The sequence below is a fragment of the Pseudomonas sp. F2 genome (assembly GCF_057174385.1).
Genome location: NZ_CM169904.1, coordinates 876,752 through 902,503, shown reverse-complemented (window position 1 = coordinate 902,503; position 25,752 = coordinate 876,752). Strand labels below are relative to the sequence as shown.

Sequence of the window (25,752 nt, the reverse complement as noted above, 5' to 3'; positions counted from 1 at the left end):
GTTCGACGTACGCTCAGGCGTACAGTCGAGCCAATTCCTCCCGGCAATGATCGACGAACAACTGCACCGGTTTGGTCAGTTGCACCCGGCGCAGCCAGGCCGCCGACAAGCCAGAACCGGTCACCGTTTCCGCCAGCGGCACACACACCACTTTCTGTCCGTCGTAGGTGTACTCGCCGAACGGCCGGGTCACCAGAATCGAAAAGCCGAAACCGCGCCCGACCATGCCGCGCACCATCTCGATCGACGGTGAGCTGAAAACGATGTGCGGAGTCAGTCCGCGCTCTTCGAAGATGCTCACGAAGTAGGTACGGCTCGGCACCACGTCGAGCAGGATCATCGGCTCCAGTACCAGATCGTGCAGCGAGACTTTCCCCTGTTGCGCAAAGCGGTGGTCGGCCGGCAGCAAGGCGTAAGGCTGCTGCGGGGGCATCAGCGAGGAGGTGTCGATGGTGCTGTCGAGGTCGTGCTCGAACAGCATCGCGACATCGATGCTGCCGGCGGTCAGTGCCTGCACCAGTTCCTGCTGTTCGCCGTCGCGAATACGGATTTCCACCCCCGGCCAGCGCTGCTTGAACCCGGCGATCAGGCGCGGCAGGTACAACGGCGCGACGGTTTCGAAACAGCCGATATCGATCTGCCCGGAGACCACGTCGTTGTCCGCCAGCGCGTTCTGCTCGAACTCATGCGCCACCCGCAGCAACTCCAGCGCCTTGCGATAAAACCGCGAGCCACTGGGCGTCAGCGACACGCCTTGGGCGTGATGGCGGATGAACAGCTGCACACCGAAGCTTTCTTCCAGATGCTTGATCGCGGTCGATACCGACGGCTGGGCGATATAGAGCTTGCGCGAGGCTTCGGCAACGCTGCCGCAATCGGCGGTGGTGACGAAGTACTTGAGCTGGCGCAGGTTGTAGGCGGCCATATAAAACCTCTGCACGTGAGACAACGCTTTTGTGGTGAGGGGATTTATCTGTTGTCAGGACATTTATCTGTAGTCAGGGGGTTCTGTGGTGAGGGGATTTATCCCCGATGGGGCGCGAAGCGGCCCCTGTTTCTAAAGTCAAAAGAGGGGCCGCTTCGCAGCCCATCGGGGATAAATCCCCTCACCACAAAACTGTGTAAATCCAGAAAAGAGTGAAGCCTGAACATACCGGAGCTACGCATTACACGCGGCATATATTTTTTAAGGTCTGAAGCAACAAACTTACTAATTTATCTATCCCGGGCCTTTGCACATGATCGCTTCAACAAGAAATGCGCCGTTCGTGTCGGCGCTTATCGAAGTACGTCCACGTACTCATCCTTGCCTTGGAGTTCGTCATGTCCACCTCTGCAACAACGTCCGCCCCGCTCATTGAAAAACACACGATAGGATACGTGCCCCCCGAAGATCGCCACGGAAAGGTCAGGGATCTGTTCACGCTGTGGTTCGGCGGCAACATCGCGCCGTTGCCCATCGTCACCGGCGCGCTGGGCGTGCAGTTGTTCCACTTGAACCTGGTCTGGGGCATCGTCGCGATTCTGGTCGGTCACCTGGTCGGCGGCGTGCTGATGGCACTGCACTCGGCGCAAGGCCCGCAGATGGGCATTCCGCAGATGATCCAGAGCCGCGCGCAGTTCGGCTCGCTCGGCGCGCTGCTGGTGGTGCTGATTGCCGGGGTCATGTACATCGGCTTCTTCGCCTCCAACATCGTGCTGGCCGGCAAGTCGCTGCACGGCGTGGTCGATAGCGTGCCGGTGCCGGTCGGCATCGTCATCGGCGCCCTCGGTTCGGGAATCATCGGCATCATCGGTTACCGCTTCATCCACGTGCTCAACCGCATCGGTACCTGGGTGCTGGGGATCGGCATCGTCGTCGGTTTCGGCTACATCTTCACCCATATCCAGACCGATGACTTCCTCACCCGCGGCAGCTTCAACCTCTCCGGCTGGCTTGCCACCGTGTCGCTCGCCGCGCTGTGGCAGATCGCGTTTGCCCCGTACGTGTCCGACTACTCGCGTTACTTGCCGGCGGACGTGAAAGTCTCGTCGACATTCTGGACCACCTATCTGGGTTCGGCGCTCGGCTCGAGCCTGGCGTTCATCTTCGGTGCCGTTGCCGTGCTGGCAACGCCCGTGGGCATGGACACCATGGATGCGGTCAAACTTGCCACCGGCTCGATTGGTCCGCTGATGCTGGTGCTGTTCCTGCTCAGCGTGATCAGCCACAACGCCCTCAACCTGTACGGCGCCGTGCTGTCGCTGATTACCCTGGTGCAGACCTTCGCCTACCGCTGGATTCCGACCGCCAAGAGCCGTGCGGTGATCTCGATCATCGTGCTGCTGGCCTGCTGCTTCGCCGCCGTCGGCGCCTCGAAGGACTTCATCGGGCACTTCGTCGACATGGTGCTGGTGCTGCTGGTGGTCCTGGTGCCGTGGACCGCGATCAACCTGATCGACTTCTACGCCATCCACAAGGGCCAGTACGACATCCAGTCGATCTTTCAGGTCGACGGCGGTATCTACGGACGCTACAACCCGCAAGCGTTGCTGGCCTACGCGATCGGCATCGCGGTGCAGATCCCGTTCATGAACACCCCGCTGTACGTCGGCCCGGTGTCGGCGCATATCAACGGCGCGGATCTGTCGTGGCTGGTGGGGCTGCTGGTGACCTCGCCGCTGTACTTCTGGCTGGCCAATCGTGACAGCGCCTACCGGCGGCGGATGATGGGCGGCAAACTGGCAGGCAGTCTCTGAATTTGATTCGCGGCAAAAAGAAGGCCCGCTGCTGTGCGGGCCTTCTGCGTTGTGGTGTGGTATTTGTTGAGCGTCTCCAGGTAACCACGAGAAAGGGAAAACTCATGCTGCGAATTCTGGGCAAGGCGTCATCGATCAACGTGCGCAAAGTGCTGTGGACCTGTGCCGAACTGCAGATCCCGTTCGAACGTGAGGATTGGGGCTCGGGCTTCAAATCCACCGACACGCCGGAATTTCTCGCCCTCAACCCCTGCGCCATGGTGCCGGTGATTGAGGACGGCGATTTCACGTTGTGGGAATCGAACACCATCATTCGTTATCTGGCCAACACCTATGGCGGTGCAGGCCTCTACCCCACCGCGCCGCGAACTCGCGCGCGGGTCGATCAGTGGATCGACTGGCAGGCGTCGGAGCTGAACCGTTCGTGGTCGTATGCGTTCCTGTCGCTGGTGCGTAAGTCAGTGGATCACCAGGACCGCAGCGCGTTGGCCAACGGCGTCGAGCAGTGGTCGAAGACCATGGGCATCCTCGATCAGCAATTACAGAAGACTGGCGCCTATGTCAGTGGGGAACAGTTTTCCCTTGCCGATATCCCCATTGGGCTGTCGGTCAACCGCTGGTTCGAAACGCCGCTCGCACATCCGGACTATGCCGCCGTCAGGGCGTATTACGAGCGTCTGAGCCAACGCGAAGGCTTTCGCCTGTATGGCAGGAACGGTACGCCGTGACGATCAAATCAGCAGATCTTCATAAAACGCGCCGAACGGCCGCTGCGGGTGGGCGATCTGGATTTCCAGAATCCACACCCCGGGATTCGGTGCCTGCTCGAAATCACCGAGATTGCCGCCTTTGTAAATCGCGTGAGGGAAATCGCTGACGCGGTGGCCCTTGATATCGAGGTGAAGTACCCAACCCATGGCGTTGGCCTGATCGGTGGCGTAGCGGTACAACTCGACCCCGGACACGCCTTGGCGCCAGAACGCTTCGACCCGGTGGAACAGCTCCTTGGCCGCCGCCGCGCAAGCCATCATTTCCGGATCGGAACCGGTGGTGAACGTCGCCCCGGCATCGCCTTCGTGCCCCTGCCAGACCACGCCCATGTCGATGAAGAAAATATCGTTTTCACCCAGCACCGGATCGCCATCGGAGCGTTGCTTGAAGGTCTTCAGGGTGTTGGCGCCAAAGCGGATCAGCAGCGGATGCCAGATGCGGTCCATGCCCAGTCCGGCGAGGAGCTGCTTGCCCTGCTCCTGGGCTGCGGATTCGCGCATGCCAGGCTTGATCACCTGGGCGATGGCATCGACGGCCTGCCAGGTCAGATTCTGCGCGTGACGCATGGTTTCCAGCACAAACCGCTCACCGACTGCTTCTTTACCGCTCAGGGCTGCACTCATTTGCTCGTTCCTCATGGCTACGCTGTATAGTTTTTTATATTGCGAAACACCGATCAAGATACAGCCATGACACAACGTGTCAATTACTCTTCTGCACGCACCACGCCGCGCTCCTCCAGCAAACGTACAAACATGCTCAAACTGCGCGACACCGTACCCCGGCGCCACACCAGCCAAGTGGTCAAGTAGCGAAAATCCGCCGCCAGCGGCCAGACGCTGACCGTCGCGCTGCCGGGCATGCTCTGCAACATTTTGCGCGGCATCAGCGCCAACCCGGCACCGGCGCTGACGCAGGCGAGCATGCCGTGATACGACTCCATCTCGAAGATCTTGCCCGGCACAGCGGCGTCGGTGCTGAACCATTTTTCGAAGTGGTGCCGGTAGGAACAGTTGGAGCGGAACGCGTAAATGTTTTCGCCATTCACATCCGCCGCACGCTGCACCGGGGCGTGATTGAGCGGTGCGATGATGACCATTTCTTCTTCGAACGCCGGCACGCCTTCCAGCGCCGGGTGCAGCACCGGGCCATCGACGAACGCCGCCGCCAAGCGCCCGGCCAGCACGCCATCGATCATCGTTCCGGACGGGCCGGTGGACAGGTCCAGATCGACCTTGGGATGCAACTGGTTGTACGCCGCGAGCAGTTCAGGAATCCGCACTGCGGCGGTGCTTTCCAGCGAACCGAGGGGGAATGCACCCTGCGGCTCTTCACCGGCGACCGTGGCCCGTGCTTCCTGCACCAGATCGAGAATGCGCCGGGCGTATTCGAGGAAACTCCAGCCAGCCGGCGACAGGCGCAGACGGCTTTTCTCGCGAATGAACAGGTCGACACCCAGGTCTTGCTCCAGCTGTTTGATCCGCGTGGTCAGGTTCGACGGCACGCGATGTATCTGCGCCGCCGCAGCACTGATGCTGCCGTGCTCGGCAACGGCCTTGAAGATTTCCAGCTGCACCAGATCCACAGTCATTCTCCAATCGTGAAAGAATCGATCTTTATTATTCAGTTTCCAGAAAACAAACGCCACCCTACTCTAGGCCCATCCACTGAACTCGCAGGAGCCAGCCATGAGCCAGATTTCCAGCCAGACCCACGCCATCTCGATCAACCCCGCCACCGGCGAACAGATCGGTCACTACGCCTTTGAATCCGCTGAGGCCCTCGACGCTGCGCTGACCCGCGCCGCATTCGGTTTCTCGAAGTGGAAACGCAAGCCGCTGCAGGATCGCTCCCGCGCCCTGACTGCCCTGGCCGGCGCCCTGCGCGACAGCGCCGAAGCCATGGCAACCATGATTACCCAGGAAATGGGCAAGCCCATCGCCCAGGCCCGTGGCGAAATCGAAAAGTGCGCCAAGCTCTGCGAGTGGTACGCCGAAAACGGTCCGGCCATGCTCAGCGCCGAACCGACTCAGGTCGAGGGTGGCAAAGCGCGGATCGAGTACCGTCCGCTGGGCCCGATCCTCGCGGTGATGCCGTGGAACTTCCCGATCTGGCAAGTGCTGCGCGGCGCAGTACCGGCGCTGATCGCCGGCAATACTTACGTGCTCAAACATGCGCCGAACGTGATGGGCAGCGCCTACCTGCTGCGCGATGCCTTCAAGAGCGCCGGCTTTACGGACGGCGTGTTTGAAGTGATCAACGTCACTCCCGAAGGCGTTTCGACCGCCATCGCCGACCCGCGCATCGCCGCCGTGACCCTGACCGGCAGCGTGCGCGCCGGCATGGCCATCGGCGCTCAGGCCGGTGCCGCACTGAAAAAATGCGTGCTGGAACTGGGCGGTTCCGACCCGTTCATCGTGCTCAATGATGCTGATCTGGATGAGGCCGTGCAGGCTGCCGTCATCGGTCGCTACCAGAACTCCGGTCAGGTTTGCGCAGCGGCCAAGCGCCTGATCATCGAAGAAGGCGTGGTCGAAGAGTTCACCCGCAAATTCGTCGAGGCCACGCGTCAATTGAAAGTCGGCGATCCGCTGTCCGCTGACACCTATATCGGCCCGATGGCACGTTTCGATCTGCGTGACGAACTCGACCAGCAAGTGCGCGACACCCTCGAAGAAGGCGCGACCCTGCTGCTCGGCGGTGGCAAGGCCCAAGGCCCGGGCAACTACTACGAGCCGACCGTATTGGCCGATGTCACCGACCGCATGACCTCGTTCAAACAGGAGCTGTTCGGCCCGGTCGCTTCGATCATCACCGCCCGCGATTGCGCCCACGCCGTGGCCCTGGCCAACGACAGCGACTTCGGCCTGACCGCCACGATCTACACCGCCAACGTGCAACTGGCCCAGCAACTGACCAGCGAACTGGACACCGGCGGCGTGTTCATCAACGGTTACTCCGCCAGCGACCCGCGCGTGACCTTCGGCGGCGTGAAGAAAAGCGGTTTCGGTCGCGAGCTCTCGCACTTCGGCGTGCGTGAGTTCTGCAACGCGCAGACGGTGTGGCTGGATCGAAAATAAGCCATGAAAAAGCCCGCAAGCGTTTGTCGCGCTTGCGGGCTTTTTTGTGCGTGCTTAATTATTAAAGATACTTCAGCCAGGCGATATCACGGCGCCGCGATTTCAACGCGGAAAACCAATGCACCGCGGGGTACAGAGCCACCGCCAACAGCACCGACACCAGCCAGATTGCCGGCACCGAGTCGAATCCGAAATGGCTGCCCTGATTCAGTCCGAACAGCGCCAGCGCCATCAGGTAAAGCACCTTCAGCACGTACAGGTGCAGCAGATAGAAGAACATCGGCGCCGAACCGAAGACCGTCAGCCAGCGAATCCAGCGGCGCGTCTGCTGCCGTTCGAACACCCGCAATAACAGCAATCCGATGCTCACCGTCAGGGTGATGAACAGCAGCGATGGCGGGTACTTGGTGATGTTGAAAAACGCCATCAGCGTTTGCACGGTCGTGTCTTCAACCGTCCAAGGCTTTTCGCCATAAGCGTTGATCAGCCGCAGCCCGAAGAAGCCCAGCAGACCGGCGATACCGCCCAGTAACAGAGCCTGCTGACGGCTCCAGGCATCAGCCCCGCGGGCGAACCACGGGCCCAGCGCATAACCCAGACCGATCACGCCGATCCACGGCAACAGCGGATACGAAGTGCGCAAGCGCAGACTGTCCCCGACCTCGATCCAGCCCCGGTCATGCAGGATCGCCCATGGCACATGCAGTGCCGACTCCCGCGCGAAATGCACACCGTCGAGCAGGTTATGCCCGGCAATGATCGCCAGGCTCAGCGTCAGCAACAGCCAGCGCGGCAACCAGACCAGCAGCGACAGCGCGATCATGCTCAGGCCAATCGCCCAGATCACCTGCAGATAGATCACGCTCGGCGGTAACTGAAACGTCCACGCGAAGTTCACCAAGGTGAATTCCAGCAGCACCAGAAACAGCCCCCGCTTGAACAGGAAGGCACTGACATCGGCCTTGCCCGCGTACTTTTCACCGAACAGCCACGCAGACAACCCGGTCAGCAACACGAACACCGGTGCGCACAGATGCGCCAGGGTGCGACTGAAAAACAACGCCGGCTCAGTGCTGGCGATATCCATCGGATCGGACACCTGGCGATGCAACAGGAACGTCTCACGCACGTGATCCAGCAACATGAACAGGATCACCAGACCTCTCAAGGCATCAATGGACAGCAAGCGACCGGTCGGCGGCGGGTTGGAGCGAGCACAGGTAATCGTCATGGACATTTCGCCATCGAGTCAGTAAATCGAAGCGCGTTACTCTATAACACAAAAAGTCGATTCCCAAGCCAATCGACATTTGCCCAATCACGTCAGGCTTCTATAGTGATCAGGCGCCCCCTGCCCTTTGCGCCAGCTGTCGAGCGTTGCCCATGACTTCAACCGAACACCTGATCATCTGCGAGCATTGCGATTGCGTGTATGAAAAAGTCGTGCTCGGCAAACACCAGAAAACCCTCTGCGTGCGTTGTGGCGGCGTGCTGCAGCGTTATAACGGCTTGACCGTCGAACAGCGGCTGGCCTTGACGTTCACCGCCGCCATGCTGTGGCTGTTCGCCAATTTCTACCCGGTGATGAGCATCAGCATGAAGGGCCTGAAGAACAGCGCGACGCTGTGGGATTCGGTGCTGGCGTTGAGTCAGGGGCCGATCACGTTCATGGCGATGGTCGCGGCAATTGCGATCATCATCGCCCCGGCCTTTCAACTGGTGCTGTTGATCTGGGTGCTGAGTTACGCACTGTCTTCACGGCGAGCACCGGGATTCAAGCTGTGCATGCGCTGGCTGGAAACCTTGCGCCCGTGGAGCATGCTCGAAGTGTGTCTGCTGGGGGCGATGGTGGCGGTGTTCAAACTCGCCGGACTGCTGGATGTGTTGCCGGGCATCGGCCTGTTCGCCCTGGCGGTGCTGAGTCTGATGATGATCCGCATTGCCGGCCGCGACATTCGTGATCTGTGGGACATTTTATGAAGCGACCGGCGACCGCCAGCGAATTGAATCTGTGCCTGTGCCACAGCTGCGGGCTGGCCTGCGACATGACCGATGAACCGCACGAATGCCCGCGCTGCGATGCACCGCTGCATCGGCGCAAGACCAATTCCCTGACGCGCACCTGGGCCTATCTGTTTGCCGCGCTGGCGTTTTACGTGCCGGCCAACCTGCTGCCGGTGATGAACACGGTGATGCTCGGCAACGGTGCCGACAGCACGATCATGAGCGGCGTGCTGGAGTTCTGGGAGGGTGGCGCGTGGGACATCGCGCTGATCATTTTCATCGCCAGCATCGCGGTGCCGGGGATCAAGTTTGTTGCCCTGTCGCTGCTGCTGATCACCGTGCAGCGCAACAGCGACTGGGCGCGCCGCGAACGCTCCAAGCTGTACCGATTCGTCGAGCTGATCGGCTACTGGTCAATGCTCGACGTGCTGGTGGTCGCACTGGTCGCGGCGCTGGTGAAGTTCCAGGCGCTGGGCGATATCGAACCCCGCCCGGGCATCCTGTTTTTCGGCATGGTGGTGGTGTTCACCATGTTTTCGGCGATGAGCTTCGACCCGCGGCTGATCTGGGACAACGCCCCGGACGACGAACCACTCAGCGACGTACCACCTCAAGCAACACCTGCAACGGATGGCGCAGCGCCCGATCCGACTGGCGCTTGACCTGACTGCGGCAGGAATAACCAGTGGCCAGTGCCTCGCCCTGCTCCGCCGGAGCCTCGACCTGCCGCGCCCAGGATTGCTCGTAGATCACTGCCGAGGTTTCACGGTTGCGTGCTTCATGGCCATAGGTGCCGGACATGCCGCAGCAACCGGTGGCCTGCGTCGCCAGTTTCAACCCGGCCCGTTCGAAGACCTGTTCCCACTGGCGAGTGGCGGCCGGCGCGTTGGTTTTCTCGGTGCAGTGCGCCAGCAGCCGGAATGACTGCGGCACGTCGCCACCAGCCTGCTCCGGCATCACTTTGAGCAACCACTCCTGCACCAGTGCAACTTCCGGGCACTCCAGCATGCCGGGCACTTTCTGGTATTCCTGGCGATAGACCAGCGTCATGGCCGGATCCAGCCCCAACAACGGCACGCCGATATCGGCCAGCTCACGCAGTTGTCGGGCATTGCGCAATGCTGCACGGTTGAACGCTGACAGGAAGCCTTGCACATGCAGCGGCTTGCCGTTGGCACTGAACGGCGCCAGATACACCTGATAGCCCAGCCGCGAAATCAGTTCCAGCAGATCCGCCAGCAGCGGCGCCTCGAAGTAACGAGTGAAGGCATCCTGCACCAACACCACGCTGCGCTCGCGCTGGGCCGGGGTCAGCGCCGACAGTGTCGATACCGTCGCTGGCTGCACCTTCCAGCGACGCAGCGCAGCGTGAAAATCAAAGCGGCTGAGCAACGGCACATCGACCATGCCACCAAGACGCTCCAACTGTTGGCGCACGAACGCAGCGCCCATCACACCGTTGTACAGCGCCGGAATCCGCGCCATGTATGGAATGCTGTACTCCAGCGAAGCAATAAGATAGTCCCGCGCCGGGCGCAGATAACGGCTGTGATACAGCTCCAGAAACCGCGAACGAAACTCCGGCACATTGACCTTGACCGGGCACTGCCCCGCGCAGGATTTGCACGCCAGGCAGCCGGCCATGGCGTCATACACTTCATGGGAAAAGTCTGCACTCTGCCCACGACTGTTGCGCCAACGGGTCCACAGGTTGCGGAAAAACGCCGGACGACGAATCGCATCGGACAGCACATCCACCCCCGCCTCGCCCTGCAAGCGCAGCCATTCGCGGATCAACGATGCGCGGCCCTTGGGCGATTGCGCACGCTCGCGGGTAGCCTTCCACGACGGGCACATGGCGTCGTCGGGATCGAAGTTGTAGCAGGCGCCGTTGCCGTTGCAATGCATGGCTGCGCCGTAGCTTTGCCAGACCTTTTCGTCGATCTGCCGGTCGAGTTCGCCGCGCAGGGTCACTTCGTCGATCTTCAACAGCTGCGCGTGGGTGTTGGCCGGCGTGGCGATCTTGCCCGGGTTGAACTGGTTGAATGGGTCGAACGCGGCTTTGAGTGCCTGCAACGCCGGGTACAGCTCACCGAAAAATGCCGGCGCGTATTCCGAGCGCAGGCCTTTGCCGTGTTCACCCCACAACAGGCCGCCGTAGCGCTGGGTCAGTGCCGCGACACCGTCGGACACCGGACGCACCAACGCCGCTTGCTGCGGATCCTTCATGTCGAGAATCGGCCGCACATGCAGCACGCCGGCATCGACATGGCCGAACATACCGTACTGCAAACCGTGGCTGTCGAGCAGTTCGCGCAGTTCAGCGATGTATTCGGCCAGATGCTGCGGTGGCACTGCGGTGTCCTCGACAAACGGCTGCGGCCGCGCTTCGCCGGCAACGTTGCCGAGCAGGCCGACGGCGCGCTTGCGCATGCCATAGACCTTGTTCACCGCCGCCTGGCCGACCGCCAGGGTATGGCCGAGGCGTTCGACGGTGGTGTCGCTGCTCAAGTGTTCGAGGAAGGCTTCGACCCGGCGTTGCAGATCTTCAGGATCGTCACCGCAGAACTCCACCAGGTTGATCCCCAGTGTCGGCCGCTCGGCGCTTTCCGGGAAATATTCGGCGACGCCGTGCCAGACGATGTCCTGCATCGCCAGCAGCAACACCTTGGAATCCACGGTTTCAATCGACAGCGGCTTGAGCGCCATCAGCGCCCGGGCATCGCGCAACGCATCCATGAAGCCGGCGTAGCGAATGTTCACCAGCATCGTGTGTTTGGGGATCGGCAGAACGTTGAGCTTCGCCTCGACCACAAACCCCAGCGAGCCTTCGGCGCCGCACAGCACGCTGTTGAGGTTGAAACGATTGTCGGCCTCGCGCAGGTGCGCCAGGTCGTAGCCGGTCAGGCAGCGGTTGAGATCAGGGAAGCGTTGCTTGATCAACTCGCCTTGCTCATCAATGATCTGCCGCGCACAGCGATAGACTTCACCGACCCGGTCTTGACGGGCACACAACGCTGTCAGGTCGCCTTCCGCCAGCGCTGCACCGTGCAGGCGTTCACCGCCGCGCAGAATCATGTCGAGTTCCAGTACGTGGTCGCGGGTCTTGCCGTAGGTGCAACTGCCCTGGCCGCTGGCGTCGGTGTTGATCATGCCACCAACAGTGGCGCGGTTGGAGGTCGACAGCTCCGGGGCGAAAAACAGCCCGGCGGATTTCAGTGCGGCGTTGAGCTGATCCTTGACCACCCCGGCCTGCACCCGCACCCAGCGCTGCTCGACGTTGATTTCCAAGATGCGGTTCATGTGCCGCGACAGGTCGACGACGATGCCATCGGTCAGCGACTGACCGTTGGTGCCAGTGCCACCGCCGCGCGGGGTGATCACCACTTGCTGATAGACCGGCTCGGCGATCAGCCGAGCGACCCGTGCCACATCCTCGGCATCCATCGGAAACACCGCCGCTTGCGGCAGGCGCTGATAGATCGAATTGTCAGTGGCGAGCACTACGCGGCTGGCGTAATCGGCACTGATCTCACCACGAAAGCCACTGGCTTTCAGGGCTTTGAGAAACTGTTGGTAATCAGTGGTCAATGCGGTGGCGGGCGCCAGCTGGGCAATCATCGGTCGGGAAATCTCGGTCAAAATCGGGCCGTGTGGCGGTGAACAGTTGTGCGCAATGAATGATTACGTCACGCTCCCGCCATCTCATGGTGCTTATGTTCATTGCTTGGTGCCTTCGGGACAAACGTAAAATCGACCCGTAATCCATGACTAAAACGAATGAATCCGCGAACCCTCACCCCTTCCATGTCGTTATTGCTGGCCTTCGAGGCCGCTGCACGCCATGAAAGCTACACCCGCGCCGCCCACGAACTGTCGCTGACGCAAAGCGCGGTCAGCCGTCAGGTGCAGATTCTGGAAAAGATGCTCGGCATGCGCCTGTTCAGCCGCGAAGGCCGACAAGTGGTTTTGACCGATGTCGGGCGCATGTATCAGCGCGAACTGGCCGAAGCCCTCGGGCAGATCCGCAGCGCGACATTGCAGGCCATGGCGTTCGGTTCGGGCATTCACAGTTTGCGTCTGGCGACGCTGCCGACCTTCGGCTCGAAATGGCTGCTGCCGCGACTCAAGGACTTCTACACCACGCACCCGGGCATGACCGTGCACTTGCATTCGCGCATTGAAGCAATCGACTTCGACACCAGCGAAATCGACGCCGCGATCTGTGTCGGCGGCGGTGAATGGCCGGGGCTCAGCGCCCTGCCACTGCACACTGAGGAACTGGTGGTGATCGCCAGCGCGCAGTTGTCGCCGGCCGAACGCGACGACGCTGAACAGCACATCGCCGGGCAGTTGCTGCTCAATGTCAGCAGCAATGCCCAGGCGTGGGCGGAATGGTTCACCCATCATGGTTTGCCACACCGCAGCATGCGCATCGGCCCGAGCTTTGAAATGACCTCGCACTTGATTCAGGCGGTACGGGCGAATATCGGCGTGGGGCTGGTGCCACGGATTCTGGTGGAGGATGAATTGCTCAACGGCGAGCTGCTGCAACTGGGGGAGCCGATCACCAGCCGGCGCAGCTATTACCTGGTGTATCCACCGCGCAATGAGGCGTTACCGTCACTGAAAGCGTTCAGGGACTGGTTGGTGGATACGCTCTGACCGGAAATTAATGCCAAACATAACGAAACGCCGCTCAATGAGCGGCGCTTGGTCAATCCCGGTACTGGCGTTTTAGCGGTGGCGGCGCACTCGGCCCTTTGACGAGGGGCTTGGCCAGCAGCTTGCCGTCCGGGCCATAAAAGAGGCGCCTGACGCCAGGCGGCATGGGAGTAGGCTCTTTTGCGCTCATGATGAAACCTCTTCGACAGCACTGAATTCGACCCACTGAACTTTCGAGGAATCTATCACTAATAATTCGGCGCCAAAAGGCAACGCCACGCCATCCTCACCCAGCCAGCCTGGATTCAGCATGATGAACTGCCCCTCCAATGGGCCGGAAGGCCACTCGACGGGCCAGCCGAACAATCGCCTTTCATCGGTCAAATGCAGCGTTACCAGCCTATTGTGACGCGCAAAGGTGCTGTACCACTCGCTCGGGTAAGAGTTTTTATTCGTTACATTTTTACTTCGTAACCATTTGTGCAATTTGTCATTCGAAGCCAAAGCACACGACAACAAGCCGAGCCCCATTGAAACCATAAACGCCCACAAAGCTTGGGCTTTGCCATCCCATTTCCCTACAGAAAAGCCTTTCGAGCCTACCCATAGCCCAATAGCGCCGATCCCCAACACCACTCCATGAATCACAAACGTAAAAATCAACGCCTGCACAATCTGCCCAAACGTATCAGGCCGCTTGAATGAAGTGAGCGTGTAGAAAATCCAGGTCGAGACAAATCCGGGAATCAGATACTGCAACAACGGAATAACTTCTTTGACCAGATCATCCATGATCCGTGGCTCCTTGAAAGGCATGCCCCACTGGTTACCGGGCGGCACTCAAAAGCCTAGCGCACACCGGCAAATGCCTCGTGCCGATCTGTCACAACGCGTTTCGCAAATTCACAAAGCAAAAAAGCAGAAACCGTTGCTCCGGTTTCTGCTTTTCTGGCGGCGTTTTTTGCAGCTGAGGCCGTGTTTTACAGGCAGTCACGCACCGATTTGCGCAACGACCCGGACTTGGCCCAGGGCGGTCCCTGATACAGGGAAACCCGGCTGCCGTCCTTGTACTTGATGATGTCAAGAATCTCGTCGGCGGTGACGATGCTCGGTGCCGTGATCCGGTAACCATTGGAAATCGCGGTCTGTGTGGTTTTCGGAATGTCCTGCTGCCACAACGGCAACAAGCACGCGGCATAGTCTTTAGGCGCCTTGGTGGTGGTCTTGCTGAGATTCGGCTCGCCCGGAACCAGCGATGCTGGCAATGAGCAACCCGCCAGCAATGCCAACGCCAGACTCCCGATCCATATCCGCATGGTGTTTCCCTGTTTTGAAAAAAAAGCGAATGTAACGTGTAACCGGATGTACATCCAGCGCGGCGCCTCGCCCACAAGGGAGATTGGACAAATATTTACATGCATCCAGCCCGGTGGCAGACGAGCTGCGCATCATCGCTGAAAAATGCGGCTACTCTGTTTTACCGAGAATGTTCCGGAGGTGATCATGCGGCTCAATGAATACGAACACGAACTTCAACGCGACCTGCAAGCCGTTGCATCGGATCTGAGATGGTCGGCAGTCGACCTCAAGCGTATCGCCGAACAGCTGCGCAAGAGCGGCAACGAAGCGGATGCCCAAGCGGTGCTGAGGTCTTGTGAGGTGCTGCAAAGTGATGAAGAACGCTTGCAGTCCTATGCCAAGGAAGTGAAAACGCGCTCCATCAGCCGGATCAAGGTTCACTGATCCCCCTGCCCTCGACAAAAGCCCCGGTCATCACCGGGGCTGTTTCGTTACATCTGCTTCAATTTGCAGTGTGACTTCGCGCTCGCGCCGAGCGTTGTCTGTAACCCGGCAACGCAGCGGCATAGGCCAGCGCTTCCTCTCTGCTACCAAACGATGCCAGCCGGTCGCCTTGGGTACAAACCCGCCATGGACCGTTGTTCACGCTGAGTACGTCGTAGCCGTTCATGTGCATTTTGTTCAGAACAGGAATGCTCATGGGTACCTCCTTTTTGCTGACGGTGGTTTCAGCTCTGCGTTTTTACCTTACACCCTGTTGCCACAGATGTGCCGACCGGGTGTCGCGACAGTCATGTGCCAAGGCTCTGGCACTTTCCGCCTCGCCACACGCTCAAAACCTTGACGGAACCTTTGAATCCCGGCCCGGCTCGAATATTGCAGTTTTATTTCATTTATGTGACACGCAACAAACAGGTAACAGATGAAAGTACGCGCAACCGTCATTTGCGAGCAGGATCGACACGTTCTCCTGGTCCGCAAACCCCGCTGTCGCTGGACATTGCCCGGCGGCAAAGTCGAGCCTGGGGAAACCAGAGCCGGGGCGGCGACGCGCGAGCTGCAGGAAGAAACGGCACTGGATGCCGAGCAGATGTTGTATCTGATGGAACTGCACAGCGGCAGCACCCAGCATCATGTCTACGAGGCTTCGGTGCTCGACCTTGAACAGTTGCGCCCGCAAAACGAGATCGTCGAATGCATCTGGCATCCGCTGGACGCCGTGCAGAATCTGCCCACCAGCGACGCGACCTTGCGCATCGTGCAGGCAGTTCAACGACGCTTGTGAGGTTTCAACCGGCAAACGCCCGGCGCCCGGCGCTGATTTCCGTGCGCAATTCGCCGATGAAGTTGGAAAGATCGCGGATTGTCACCAGATGCTCCGGCGAAACCCCATTGAGCAACAACTCGACTCGCCCGGAGTCAGGCTCATAAACCTTGATCCGCAGCAGTCCCTGCTCCACTTGTGTGCATTCGCATTCAAGCGACGGAAAGCCGGACTCGACAATCCGGCAGATGTCGGCAATGGCTAACATGGGTACACGCCTCGCAGGCGTTGAGTCGGTCGACCCGTTGAGCATAGATGAGCCATCAGCAACCTGCCGCCCCGGCAATTGCCAACCCGCTCACATATTTGACCCCGCCTCAATGCGCGTCGTGATCCCAGATCCAGTTCCAGAGGCCCGGCAACTGCACCGGCTGCGAACTCTGCTGAACGGTGCGCGCCAGCGCCGCTTTCTGCAGCGCCGCGTGATCGTCGTAGAACGCTTTGTCCGCCAGCCTTACGCCCGTGGCAGCGGCGCTGTCGAGGAGGATCTGCAGGTATTCGCGAGTATGTCGCGCGGTGTAACGGTTGAGGTCATGAAAGGTCACCACCACCGGAATGACGCCGTCCACGGTTGGTAATTCGCCGCGGGCAATGCGCTCGCGGACTTCCGATAGCTGGCGCAGCATATTCGCCCGACGTCGGGGGCTGGCGTTGAAGCCCCAGATCTTGCCGTCGTTGGCGCTCAAATCGGTCAGCAACACATGCAGTCCGTGTTGCTGATAGGCAGCGAAGGTGCGCTTGTCATAATTCCAGAAGGGCGGACGCAGCAGGATCGGCGCAGCGCCGGTGATCGCGGCGATATCCGCGGTGCCGTTGCTCAACGACTGCTCCAGCTCTTGCGGATCAAGCGAGCGATGGTTGGTGTGCCAATGGGTGGCGGTGTGGAATCCGAGGATGTGCCCTTCGGCGTATTCGCGTCGCATGATGCCGCGGCCAATCTCACTGTTGCCGGCGCGGGGCGCGCGGGTCTGGACGAAGAACACCGCTTTGATGTCCGGTTGCACCGGGTTGTCCTTGAGGCTGTCGAGCACCGTCGCCGACGGGTTCCACAAGCTTGAAGCGCTGGGGCCGTCATCGAACGTCAGCAGAAACCGTACCGGCGCCTGGGCCTTGAGCCGGGTTTCGGTCTGCGCGGTCATCTCGATCGGCGCGGCAATGCAGCCGGCCAGCCCGAACGCGATGGCCGCTGCACAGAGGAGATTGAACGCGTATTTCATGTTTTGCCTTGCGCCTGACCGTTGCGGTCCTGTTGTCGTCCGGCAAAACTCCCTCGCCCTGATCCATCCCTGTGCCCGGCTATTCGAGCCAGCGTTGGATAGGGTACACAGGCTTTGGTTCCGGCGCTCGCTCAGTCCGCCAATGCCTGTTCAAACGAGGTGTCGATGATCCCGGCAGTAGCCAGCGGCGCCGGCAAGGCCTTGACCTTGAACAGAAAGTCGGCAGTGCTTTGCAGGTCGGCGGCGGCCTGTCGATCCACCGGCCCGACGCTCATGTGCGCCTGGCGCAACCAGTGCCGCGACACCTGCTGATCGAGATTGGCCTTCTTCGCCCACAGATCCGCATATTCATCGGTGTGGCTGTCGACCCAGGCCCGCGCCCGTTTCAAACGCCCGAGAAAATCAGCAATCGCGGCACGTTTGCTATCGATCGACGGCGCCGACGCGGCAATCGCGCTGAGGCCCGGCATCAGGTTTTTCGCGGTGAGTATCGGCCGCGCACCGGAGAACACGATTTGCTGGGAGATGTACGGTTCCCACACCGGGAACGCGTCGATGCTGCCCTGTGGCAATGCCGCTGCCGCATCAATCGGCATCAACTTGACGAAGTCGACGTAATTTTCCGGCAGACCGCCCTGCTCCAGGGCGCGCAAGGTCAGCTGCTGGCTCCACGCGCCGGGCCAGTAGGCGACTTTTTTACCCTTCAGATCAGCAATGGTTTTCACCGGCGAATCTTTCGGCACCAGCAAGGCGATGGTGTCCGGGTTCTGCCGCGATACCCCGATCAGCTTCACCGGCGCCTGTTTGGCAGCGAGAAACAGAAAACCCGAATCACCGAGAAAGCCCAGATCCAGTGAGCCGGTCTGCAACGCCTCGGCCAGTGGTGCAGCGGCCTGGAAATGTTTCCAGTCGACGCTGTACGGCGCGTCTTTCAACACGCCGGAGGCCTCGATGGAGGCGCGGATGTTGTAGTAGTTCTGATCACCGACGTGCAGGACCAACGACTCGGCGGCGTAGGAAAGCGGTGCGCTGAACAGTCCAGCAATCAGTGTGATACGCAAGAATTTGGAGAGCTTCATGGCGGGTCCTGCAATGGGATTTTGCATAGACGATAACGCTCTTGATCGGCGCTTCTTAAATTCGATTAATGCATAAGCTCAGCACACCGAATGCTCACTGTTCGCTGCGCAACAGTGCGATACCAGCGTGTTGTCCCAGCAACAGTTGAAAGCCGTCAAACCCGGCGAAAACCCCGTAAACATGGGCTGATACGCACATGGCACAGAGCCTGCAATATTCCATTCATGCAGGAAGCAGCCACTAAAAATATATTTTTGGACATAAAAACAGTGCCTTTGCCGGAGCGCCGCCATGACATCCTTCTTCCCGTTTTTCCGCCTCAAAACGCTGCTGGTTGCCAGCGCCATGGCGCTAAGCCTGCAGCCGCTGGCTCACGCCACCGAAACGGCGCCCGCCGAAGTTCATCTGGACTACGCCTACTACTCACCGGTCAGCCTGGTGCTCAAACATTTCGGCTTCCTCGAAAAAGCCCTGCCGCAGACCAAAGTCAGTTGGGTGCTCAGCCAGGGCAGTAACCGTTCGCTGGAGTATCTGAATAGCGGCGGCGTCGATTTCGCCTCCAGCGCCAGCCTTGCTGCAGTGCTGAGCCGCGCCAACGGCAGCCCGATCAAATCGGTGTACGTCTACAGCCGCGCCGAATGGACTGCGCTGGTGGTGCGCAAGGATTCGCCGTACCAGAGCGTCGCCGACCTCAAAGGCAAGAAAATCGCCGCCACCAAGGGCACCGATCCTTACCTGTTCACCCTGCGCAGCCTGCAACAGGCCGGGCTGAAAAAAGACGACGTGGAACTGGTGCACCTGCAACATCCGGATGGTCGCACCGCGCTGGAAAAAGGCGATGTGGACGCCTGGGCCGGACTCGATCCGCACATGGCCGCCAGTCAGGTGCAGGCCGGTTCGCGTCTGCTGTACCGCAACCCGGCGTTCAACAGTTATGGCGTGGTCAGCGTCACCGAGCAGTACGCCAAGGAGCATCCGCATACCATCGACACGGTGATCAAAGCCTACGAGCAGGCGCGCGAATGGGCGCTGAAAAATCCCGAGGAGTTTGCCGCGTTGCTGGCCAAAGAGTCCGGCCTGCCGCTGGACGTGGCCAAACTGCAGTTGTCGCGCACCGACTTGAGCAGCCCGCAACTGACCGCCAACGACGTGCAGGCGTCCAAGGCGGCGGCACCGATTCTGGTGTCCGAGGAACTGGTGCGGCGCGGGGTGAATGTCGATCAAGTCATCGATCAGTTGCTCGACAGTGGTGTGCAGCAAGCCGTCGCCCGCCAGTAACCGACCAGACTCACAGCCCATCCGCGTCCGCTGCGGATTCGCTGTGAGCGGAGCCCACGTATGACCACTCGCAGTAACGAACTGCCCGCTCCTCCTCGGCGCTTGTCGAGGCCGCGAGCGTCATCCCTCAACCCGACATGGCGACGGCGCCTGAAAGGTCTGGCCCTGCCGCTGCTGATCGTAGTCGTCCTGGAGTTCATCGTGCGTCTCGGCTGGCTGCCGTCCTACCAAATGCCGGCCCCCAGCGAGATCGCCCTGACCCTCACCGACCTCGCCGAAGGCGCGCTGTGGAAACACATCGGCGCCAGCCTGATCCGCGTGTTGCTCGGGTTTGCAATTGGCGCCAGCCTGGCACTGGTGTTCGCCGCCTGGGTCGGCCTCAGTCGTGAGGCCGAGGCGTATCTGGAACCGACGTTCGCCGCGCTGCGTTCGATTCCGAGTCTGGCCTGGGTGCCGCTGTTGCTGCTGTGGCTGGGCATCGATGAAACCTCGAAGATCGTGCTGATCGCCATCGGCGCGTTCTTTCCGGTGTACGTCAACGTGGTCGCGGCGATTCGCAACATCGATCGCAAACTGGTCGAGGTCGGGCGCATCTATGGCTTCAGCCGCCTGCAACTGGTACGGCGGATTCTGTTGCCGGCCGCCCTGCCCGGCCTGTTCACCGGGCTGCGCAGCGGCATGAGTCTGGCGTGGATGTTTCTGGTGGCCGCCGAGCTGATCGCCGCGACCAAAGGCCTCGGTTATCTGCTCAGCGACGGCCGCGAGACCTCGCGACCGGACATCGTGCTGGCAGCGATCATCGTGCTCGCCGTGCTTGGCAAACTCAGCGATGGTGTGCTCGCGCTGCTGGAGCGTCGCTGGCTGGTCTGGCGCGACACGTTCACCGGTCAGGCGGCGCAGGATTGATTGGCCAGAGCCAACTAAGCTGAAAGCGTGCAACCGGAGATTCAGCGCATGTGCGGAAGACTCTCGCAGTACCGTGGCATTCACGACTTTGTCGCGGTGCTGAGCATTCCCGATGCGCTGATCAATCACGTCGGCGACGCCGCGCTGGAACACTACAACGCGGCGCCGACCACGTCTCTTGCCATTCTTCATCAATATGATCAACGCCTGTATGCCGACAACCTGCGCTGGGGCTGGCGTCCGCACTGGGCCAGGGACCGCGCGGCGCCGATCAACGCCCGCGTAGAAAAAGTCGCCCATGGCCCCTTCTTCCGGGCGATCTGGCGTCATCGGTTGATCGTGCCGGTCGACAACTGGTTCGAATGGGTCGACGGCCCGGATAATACCCGACAGCCGTGGCTGATCCGGCGTGCCGATCACGGGCCGGTGTTCTGTGCGGCCATCGGCCAGTTTCCGACACCCGGCAACGACGCCCGGGACGACGATGGTTTCGTGATCATCACCGCCGACAGTGTCGGCGGCCTGCTCGATATCCATGATCGCCGACCAGTGGTGTTCCGCCCGGAGCTGGCTGCCGAGTGGCTCGACCCGGCAACACCGGCGGAACGTGCCGAACAGATGCTGCTGTTCGAAGGTGAAGCCAGCGAGGCCTTTGCCTGGCACAAAGTCGGCAAAGCGGTCGGCAATTCGCGCAATCAGGGCGCCGGGCTGATTGAAGAAGTGGCTTAAAGATCCGTGATCTCACGCGTTTACCCTGTAGGGGCTGCCGCAGGTGATTACAGGTGACACTCGATCTTTACAGCTGGTGTTTCATTGCTGAAACAGCCTCAAAAAAACAGTCGTTTGAGCGATTTAACCGCTTGTCTGACATTTCAACCGTCATACATACATTTAGATGCACTACGGATAGCATGCGCGCCGCATTTCCAATTGGCATACCAGTTGACCAAAGAGTCAACAAACCAGGAATCCCCTACAACTTTTACCAAGCCTTGCAGAGAACTAAGTTGCGCGACGATTTTGCAATCAAACAGGCCAACGGCCTGGAGTGTATTTATCTGTCCATGACAGAACGCTTTCAACTCGACTGTTTTATCGGCCACTACATCAAGACCCGAAACCTGCGTTCAGTGCCGGACATCGAACGTATTCTGCGCACCACGCTCGAAGGCTATCCCGGCCACCCACCGGTGATGGTCAATGAGCTCAATGCGTGGATCGACAAGACGCTGGGCTATCGGGCTTCACATCCGGACTTCCCGCACCTGGAAGACCTGTGAAACAACAGAAAGCCCCGCTGCTGCGGGGCTTTTTGCATGGGGCTGTCAGAATTTCACGTCGGGCCCGGTGAGTTCCTTGTCATCGTCGTGCTTCCACGTCTGTTCCTTGCGTTTCTCGCGCTCGATTTCCTCTTCGCTCGGTTCGTCCACTTCGTCGTCTACTGCCTGGTTTTCATCCGGACGCTTCTGCTCGGTCGTCATGTGAACTTCGCCTCGTCGACAATAATCATCCAATAAGCGTAGAACAGTTTTTCCCCGTCAACTTACAACCACCAGCGCAACAAAAAGAAAAACGCCATGCTTAAAAGCATGCTGAGCAACGTATTGCGGGTGTACAGCACCAAGCCGATCGCAACCAGCGAACTCAGCAAATACGGATTATCCCACTGCACATTCAACTGTTTGTCCGGCATGAACACGATTGGTCCGCAGATCGCCGTCAACATTCCCGGTACGGCAAACCCGAGAAACTGCCGCGCGTTGCTGCTCAAACGCAATGGCAGGCGCGGCTCGAGAAACACGTAGCGGTTGAGGAACACCAGAATCCCCATGCCGACTATCACTGCCCAGACCATCATGTGCGCCCCCGATACAACTTGTTGCAGACAAATCCTGCGGTCATCCCGGCCAGCCCCGACAGCACCAGTGCCGAGCCCCATTGCCAATAGCTGAACAGCACCGAGCAGAACAGCGACACCGCCACGCAAACCACGGTCGGCACGTTACGCACCACCGGGGTGATCAATGCGATGAAAGTGGCGGCAATCGAGAAGTCCAGGCCCAGATGCTCAAGTCCCGGAATACTGCTGCCCAGGACGATGCCGGCCAGGGTGAACAGGTTCCATGCAATGTAGAACGTCAGGCCGACGCCCAAGGCATACCAGCGATTGAATTGCTGGCGGTCATGCTGGCTGGTCAGGGCAAACAGTTCATCGGTGAGCAAAAAGCCCAGACCGATGCGCCAGCGCCCGGGCAGCGGCGAGATCACCGAGCGCATGCTCATTCCGTACAACAGGTGCTGCGAGGTCAGCAGCAGTGTGGTCAGCAGAATCGAGAAAATCCCGGCACCGCCCTTGAGCATGCCGATCGCCACCAGTTGCGCGGCGCCCGCGAACACAATGCTCGACAGGCCCTGCCCCTGCAGCGGTGTGAGATTGGCTTCGATCGCCATGGAGCCGGCGAGCAGCCCCCATGGCGCCGTCGCCAACGATAACGGCATGATCGCCGCAGCGCCGCGAAGAAACGCACCGCCCGGCATAAGTGAGTCAGACATAACACTCTTCAACCGAGGAAACGGTCGCAGACTCTGCCAGCAAATGCCCTTTCGTGGCTTGAACAATCTTGCGCACTTGCGCTGAATCGCCACGCCCGGGCGCCGCTGTCGGCGTACCATGGAGGCCTTCACAACCGTGTCAGGGAGACGACATGCTGTACCGAATCGCAGCCGACGGGCTGGTGCTGTTCCATCTGTCATTCATTCTGTTCGTGCTGTTCGGCGGGCTGCTGGTGCTCAAATGGCCACGCCTGATGTGGCTGCATCTGCCGGCGGCGGCGTGGGGCGTGGCAGTCGAGGTGTTGCACCTGACCTGTCCGCTGACCTACTGGGAAAACCTGATGCGCCACGCCGCCGGGCAGACCGAATACGCCGGCGGCTTCATCGAGCACTACGTGTGGCCGATCATCTACCCCGCAGGTCTGACGCCACAGATCCAGTTGGCACTGGGCAGCGTGGTGCTGGTGATCAACCTGCTGGTCTACGGGCGTCTGGCCCGTGTGTGGAAACTGCGCCGCGCCAGCCGCATCCCGTTTTAACGCGTGGCGGGTTTCAAGGCTTGCAGCCAGGCCGGATCCAGGCGCTTCTGGTCGATCTCCAGACCCAGCGCCTGCATCCGCTCCTGGTGCGCTGCGACCTCCCGCTGCAACTGCGCGTGATCGCTGGAGTTACCGTCCAGTTCGTGCATCTGGGTCAAACCCAGATGATAGAAACGCAGCACCTTCATCGCCGTCGGATCGTTTTGTTCAACGGCCGCTGTCACCTGATGCATCACGTTGGTCACACTCATCAGGCTGCGCTTGAGCCGCCAGCTATAGACCGCCGGGGCCATCCACGGCTGCTGCCAGAACTGCCCGCGCATCAGCGCCGCCGTCAACAGAAACGCGACGAACACTCCGCCGACATTGAAACGCAGATTATCGCCGCCGGGTTCACCGAACAGCGCCACCGCCGCCGTCGAAAGCGCCATCGCCAACACCAGGAACAGCACGGCAATGATCAGCGTGCTGCGACGGGTCTGCTGGCGAAACGTTGCTGGGTCCATCGGCTGGATCTCGAACATCAGGCATGACTTCCTTGAACGATAAAAAGGGCAACGGAAAAAACTCGTTGCGCATTATCGCCTCTGTGCACGATTTAGCTATGCTGGGGGCCCTTTTCATCTTTTCAGCGTCCAACGGGGACATGGCGGTACAGCGCAGATCGTGCCATCTTCATTCATGGATACACACTATTCGGATGCCATTTGCCTGCCATTGGAATGACATCGTTTTAAGGATCATTGCATGACCCAACGACACGTAATCAACGCCTCGGTCAGCCCGAAAGGCAGCCTGGAAACCCTTTCTCAACGTGAAGTGCAGCAACTGAGCGAAGCCGGATCCGGCAGCACCTACACCCTCTTCCGCCAGTGCGCCCTGGCCATCCTCAACACCGGCGCGCATGTTGACAACGCCAAGACCATCCTCGAAGCCTACAAGGACTTCGAAATTCGCATTCACCAGCAGGATCGCGGCGTGCGCCTCGAACTGCTGAACGCCCCGGCCGACGCGTTCGTCGACGGAGAAATGATTGCCAGCACCCGCGAGATGCTGTTCAGCGCCCTGCGTGACATCGTCTACACCGAAAACGAACTCGACAGCCAACGCATCGACCTCAGCACCTCACAAGGCATCAGCGACTACGTGTTCCACCTGCTGCGCAACGCGCGCACCTTGCGCCCGGGTGTCGAGCCGAAAATCGTCGTGTGCTGGGGCGGTCACTCGATCAACACCGAGGAATACAAATACACCAAGAAAGTCGGCCACGAACTGGGCCTGCGCAGCCTCGACATCTGCACCGGTTGCGGCCCCGGTGTAATGAAAGGCCCGATGAAGGGCGCGACCATCGCCCACGCCAAGCAGCGCATCCACGGTGGGCGCTACCTTGGCCTGACCGAGCCGGGGATCATCGCCGCTGAAGCGCCGAACCCGATCGTCAATGAGCTGGTGATCCTGCCGGACATCGAAAAACGTCTGGAAGCGTTCGTGCGTGTCGGCCACGGCATCATCATCTTCCCGGGCGGCGCCGGCACCGCCGAAGAGTTCCTGTACCTGCTGGGTATCCTGATGCATCCGGACAATCAGGGCCTGCCGTTCCCGGTAATCCTGACCGGGCCGAAACATGCCGCGCCGTACCTCGAACAACTCGATGCCTTCGTCACCGCCACCCTGGGCGATGCGGCCAAGCAGCACTATGAGATCATCATCGACGACCCGGCCGAAGTCGCCCGGCAGATGACGGCCGGCCTCAAAGCGGTGAAACAGTTCCGCCGCGAGCGCAACGACGCCTTCCACTTCAACTGGCTGCTGAAGATCGACGAAAGCTTCCAGCGTCCATTCGATCCGACCCACGAGAACATGGCCAACCTCAAGCTGCACCGCGACCAGCCGCCCCACGAACTGGCCGCCAACCTGCGCCGCGCGTTCTCCGGGATCGTCGCCGGCAACGTCAAGGACAAGGGCATCCGCTTGATCGAAGAACACGGGCCGTACCAGATCCGTGGTGACGCAGCGATCATGCAACCGCTCGACGCGCTGCTCAAAGCCTTCGTCGCCCAGCACCGGATGAAACTGCCGGGCGGCGCGGCGTATGTACCGTGCTATCGCGTGGTGGCGTAACTCTTCCGGCCACCCAATGTGTGAGCGGGCTTGCCCGCGAAAGCGGTGTGTCAGGCAACATGGATGTTGACTGGCACGGCCTCTTCGCGAGCAAGCTCGCTCCCACAGGATCTGTTGTGTGGCGCACAGGTCTTTCCAGGCAGAGTCCCCCATGGGAGCGAGCTTGCTCGCGAAAG

The 25,752-nt window shown here is 60.4% G+C and carries 29 protein-coding genes; 14 read left to right on the top strand and 15 right to left on the bottom strand.

From position 1 onward, the window contains the following. Positions 1-13 precede the first annotated feature (13 nt). Positions 14-925, bottom strand: a complete 912-nt coding sequence (locus AC193Q_RS03975; RefSeq protein ID WP_483879165.1) for a LysR family transcriptional regulator — start codon at positions 923-925, stop codon at positions 14-16. Between the two features lie 398 nt (positions 926-1,323). Here AC193Q_RS03975 and AC193Q_RS03970 point away from each other — a divergent pair, with 398 nt between their 5' ends. Further along, positions 1,324-2,739 carry a purine-cytosine permease family protein gene (locus tag AC193Q_RS03970; protein WP_115984986.1) on the top strand — a complete coding sequence of 472 codons (1,416 nt, stop codon included), beginning with the start codon at positions 1,324-1,326 and terminating at the stop codon, positions 2,737-2,739. 104 nt (positions 2,740-2,843) lie between these two features. After that, positions 2,844-3,467: a glutathione S-transferase family protein gene (locus tag AC193Q_RS03965; RefSeq protein WP_483879164.1), complete on the top strand. Its 624-nt coding sequence runs from the start codon at positions 2,844-2,846 to the stop codon at positions 3,465-3,467. Between the two features lie 3 nt (positions 3,468-3,470). Here the strand turns inward: AC193Q_RS03965 and AC193Q_RS03960 are convergent, their stop codons facing one another. Next, the gene (locus AC193Q_RS03960; protein ID WP_483879163.1) at positions 3,471-4,133 is read right to left on the bottom strand and encodes a M24 family metallopeptidase; all 663 of its coding nucleotides are present in this window, start codon (positions 4,131-4,133) and stop codon (positions 3,471-3,473) included. Positions 4,134-4,216: 83 nt separating this feature from the next. Further along, on the bottom strand, positions 4,217-5,095 hold the full coding sequence (ptrR, locus tag AC193Q_RS03955) for a putrescine utilization regulator PtrR (protein ID WP_041063049.1): 879 nt from the start codon (positions 5,093-5,095) through the stop codon (positions 4,217-4,219). A 103-nt stretch (positions 5,096-5,198) separates the two neighbouring features. Between ptrR and AC193Q_RS03950 the strand changes: the two genes are divergently transcribed. After that, complete coding sequence (locus AC193Q_RS03950) at positions 5,199-6,590, top strand: aldehyde dehydrogenase family protein (RefSeq protein ID WP_095666858.1); 1,392 nt, start codon at positions 5,199-5,201, stop codon at positions 6,588-6,590. Between the two features lie 61 nt (positions 6,591-6,651). Here AC193Q_RS03950 and AC193Q_RS03945 read toward each other — a convergent pair whose 3' ends face one another. Continuing rightward, positions 6,652-7,821, bottom strand: a complete 1,170-nt coding sequence (locus tag AC193Q_RS03945) for an acetyltransferase domain-containing protein (protein ID WP_483879162.1) — start codon at positions 7,819-7,821, stop codon at positions 6,652-6,654. A 152-nt stretch (positions 7,822-7,973) separates the two neighbouring features. Here AC193Q_RS03945 and AC193Q_RS03940 point away from each other — a divergent pair, with 152 nt between their 5' ends. Both AC193Q_RS03940 and AC193Q_RS03935 read left to right on the top strand, forming a co-directional pair. Continuing rightward, positions 7,974-8,570, top strand: a complete 597-nt coding sequence (locus AC193Q_RS03940) for a paraquat-inducible protein A (RefSeq protein WP_047294923.1) — start codon at positions 7,974-7,976, stop codon at positions 8,568-8,570. Next, positions 8,567-9,256 (top strand): paraquat-inducible protein A, encoded by a 690-nt coding sequence (locus AC193Q_RS03935; RefSeq protein ID WP_047294924.1) that lies wholly within the window; start codon positions 8,567-8,569, stop codon positions 9,254-9,256. Before AC193Q_RS03940 ends, AC193Q_RS03935 begins: the two co-directional genes overlap by 4 nt. On the opposite strand, the gene ydiJ is transcribed toward AC193Q_RS03935, so the two are convergent. Beyond that, on the bottom strand, positions 9,189-12,215 hold the full coding sequence (gene ydiJ / locus AC193Q_RS03930) for a D-2-hydroxyglutarate dehydrogenase YdiJ (protein WP_483879161.1): 3,027 nt from the start codon (positions 12,213-12,215) through the stop codon (positions 9,189-9,191). The two genes, AC193Q_RS03935 and ydiJ, sit on opposite strands and share 68 nt — an antisense overlap. 159 nt (positions 12,216-12,374) lie before the next feature. On the opposite strand from ydiJ, the gene AC193Q_RS03925 reads away from it, so the two are divergent. Further along, positions 12,375-13,259, top strand: a complete 885-nt coding sequence (locus tag AC193Q_RS03925; RefSeq protein ID WP_483879160.1) for a LysR substrate-binding domain-containing protein — start codon at positions 12,375-12,377, stop codon at positions 13,257-13,259. Between the two features lie 186 nt (positions 13,260-13,445). Here AC193Q_RS03925 and AC193Q_RS03920 read toward each other — a convergent pair whose 3' ends face one another. Next, entirely contained in the window at positions 13,446-14,051 is a 606-nt protein-coding gene (locus AC193Q_RS03920) for a DUF6338 family protein (protein ID WP_131670206.1), read from the bottom strand. A 188-nt stretch (positions 14,052-14,239) separates the two neighbouring features. Beyond that, complete coding sequence (locus AC193Q_RS03915; protein WP_041062809.1) at positions 14,240-14,575, bottom strand: hypothetical protein; 336 nt, start codon at positions 14,573-14,575, stop codon at positions 14,240-14,242. A gap of 187 nt (positions 14,576-14,762) precedes the next feature. On the opposite strand from AC193Q_RS03915, the gene AC193Q_RS03910 reads away from it, so the two are divergent. After that, a complete protein-coding gene (locus tag AC193Q_RS03910) occupies positions 14,763-15,002 on the top strand; it encodes a hypothetical protein (RefSeq protein ID WP_041062819.1) in 240 nt (79 codons plus the stop codon). Positions 15,003-15,060: 58 nt separating this feature from the next. Here the strand turns inward: AC193Q_RS03910 and AC193Q_RS03905 are convergent, their stop codons facing one another. Next, the gene (locus AC193Q_RS03905) at positions 15,061-15,258 is read right to left on the bottom strand and encodes a hypothetical protein (RefSeq protein WP_041062822.1); all 198 of its coding nucleotides are present in this window, start codon (positions 15,256-15,258) and stop codon (positions 15,061-15,063) included. A gap of 222 nt (positions 15,259-15,480) precedes the next feature. Between AC193Q_RS03905 and AC193Q_RS03900 the strand changes: the two genes are divergently transcribed. Then, the gene (locus tag AC193Q_RS03900; protein WP_483879159.1) at positions 15,481-15,843 is read left to right on the top strand and encodes an NUDIX hydrolase; all 363 of its coding nucleotides are present in this window, start codon (positions 15,481-15,483) and stop codon (positions 15,841-15,843) included. Between the two features lie 4 nt (positions 15,844-15,847). Here the strand turns inward: AC193Q_RS03900 and AC193Q_RS03895 are convergent, their stop codons facing one another. The 3 genes from AC193Q_RS03895 to AC193Q_RS03885 form a co-directional block, all read right to left on the bottom strand. Further along, positions 15,848-16,090, bottom strand: coding sequence for a DUF1652 domain-containing protein (locus AC193Q_RS03895; RefSeq protein WP_041062828.1), 243 nt, complete (start codon positions 16,088-16,090; stop codon positions 15,848-15,850). Between the two features lie 109 nt (positions 16,091-16,199). Beyond that, complete coding sequence (locus AC193Q_RS03890) at positions 16,200-17,099, bottom strand: polysaccharide deacetylase family protein (protein ID WP_121184924.1); 900 nt, start codon at positions 17,097-17,099, stop codon at positions 16,200-16,202. Positions 17,100-17,230: 131 nt separating this feature from the next. Further along, positions 17,231-18,178: an ABC transporter substrate-binding protein gene (locus tag AC193Q_RS03885; protein ID WP_121184922.1), complete on the bottom strand. Its 948-nt coding sequence runs from the start codon at positions 18,176-18,178 to the stop codon at positions 17,231-17,233. Positions 18,179-18,470: 292 nt separating this feature from the next. Between AC193Q_RS03885 and AC193Q_RS03880 the strand changes: the two genes are divergently transcribed. The 4 genes from AC193Q_RS03880 to AC193Q_RS03865 all read left to right on the top strand — a co-directional run bounded on the left by AC193Q_RS03880 (position 18,471) and on the right by AC193Q_RS03865 (position 21,643). Continuing rightward, entirely contained in the window at positions 18,471-19,457 is a 987-nt protein-coding gene (locus AC193Q_RS03880) for an aliphatic sulfonate ABC transporter substrate-binding protein (RefSeq protein ID WP_121184920.1), read from the top strand. 60 nt (positions 19,458-19,517) lie between these two features. Beyond that, complete coding sequence (locus AC193Q_RS03875; protein ID WP_121184918.1) at positions 19,518-20,363, top strand: ABC transporter permease; 846 nt, start codon at positions 19,518-19,520, stop codon at positions 20,361-20,363. A gap of 48 nt (positions 20,364-20,411) precedes the next feature. Further along, a complete protein-coding gene (locus tag AC193Q_RS03870) occupies positions 20,412-21,092 on the top strand; it encodes an SOS response-associated peptidase (RefSeq protein ID WP_095666868.1) in 681 nt (226 codons plus the stop codon). 278 nt (positions 21,093-21,370) lie between these two features. Next, positions 21,371-21,643, top strand: a complete 273-nt coding sequence (locus tag AC193Q_RS03865) for a hypothetical protein (protein ID WP_047294946.1) — start codon at positions 21,371-21,373, stop codon at positions 21,641-21,643. A 45-nt stretch (positions 21,644-21,688) separates the two neighbouring features. Here AC193Q_RS03865 and AC193Q_RS03860 read toward each other — a convergent pair whose 3' ends face one another. From AC193Q_RS03860 to AC193Q_RS03850, 3 genes are all read right to left on the bottom strand, one after another. After that, positions 21,689-21,844 carry a hypothetical protein gene (locus AC193Q_RS03860; RefSeq protein WP_174376867.1) on the bottom strand — a complete coding sequence of 52 codons (156 nt, stop codon included), beginning with the start codon at positions 21,842-21,844 and terminating at the stop codon, positions 21,689-21,691. A 62-nt stretch (positions 21,845-21,906) separates the two neighbouring features. Next, positions 21,907-22,218: an AzlD domain-containing protein gene (locus AC193Q_RS03855; protein WP_177327894.1), complete on the bottom strand. Its 312-nt coding sequence runs from the start codon at positions 22,216-22,218 to the stop codon at positions 21,907-21,909. Beyond that, complete coding sequence (locus AC193Q_RS03850; RefSeq protein ID WP_483879158.1) at positions 22,218-22,916, bottom strand: AzlC family ABC transporter permease; 699 nt, start codon at positions 22,914-22,916, stop codon at positions 22,218-22,220. Before AC193Q_RS03850 ends, AC193Q_RS03855 begins: the two co-directional genes overlap by 1 nt. Before the next feature lie 152 nt (positions 22,917-23,068). Here AC193Q_RS03850 and AC193Q_RS03845 point away from each other — a divergent pair, with 152 nt between their 5' ends. Continuing rightward, positions 23,069-23,455, top strand: a complete 387-nt coding sequence (locus tag AC193Q_RS03845) for a DUF2784 domain-containing protein (protein ID WP_483879157.1) — start codon at positions 23,069-23,071, stop codon at positions 23,453-23,455. On the opposite strand, the gene AC193Q_RS03840 is transcribed toward AC193Q_RS03845, so the two are convergent. Next, positions 23,452-23,979 carry a DUF3087 domain-containing protein gene (locus AC193Q_RS03840; RefSeq protein ID WP_483879156.1) on the bottom strand — a complete coding sequence of 176 codons (528 nt, stop codon included), beginning with the start codon at positions 23,977-23,979 and terminating at the stop codon, positions 23,452-23,454. The two genes, AC193Q_RS03845 and AC193Q_RS03840, sit on opposite strands and share 4 nt — an antisense overlap. 223 nt (positions 23,980-24,202) lie before the next feature. Between AC193Q_RS03840 and ppnN the strand changes: the two genes are divergently transcribed. After that, positions 24,203-25,576: a nucleotide 5'-monophosphate nucleosidase PpnN gene (gene ppnN / locus AC193Q_RS03835; RefSeq protein ID WP_041062856.1), complete on the top strand. Its 1,374-nt coding sequence runs from the start codon at positions 24,203-24,205 to the stop codon at positions 25,574-25,576. Positions 25,577-25,752: the final 176 nt, after the last annotated feature.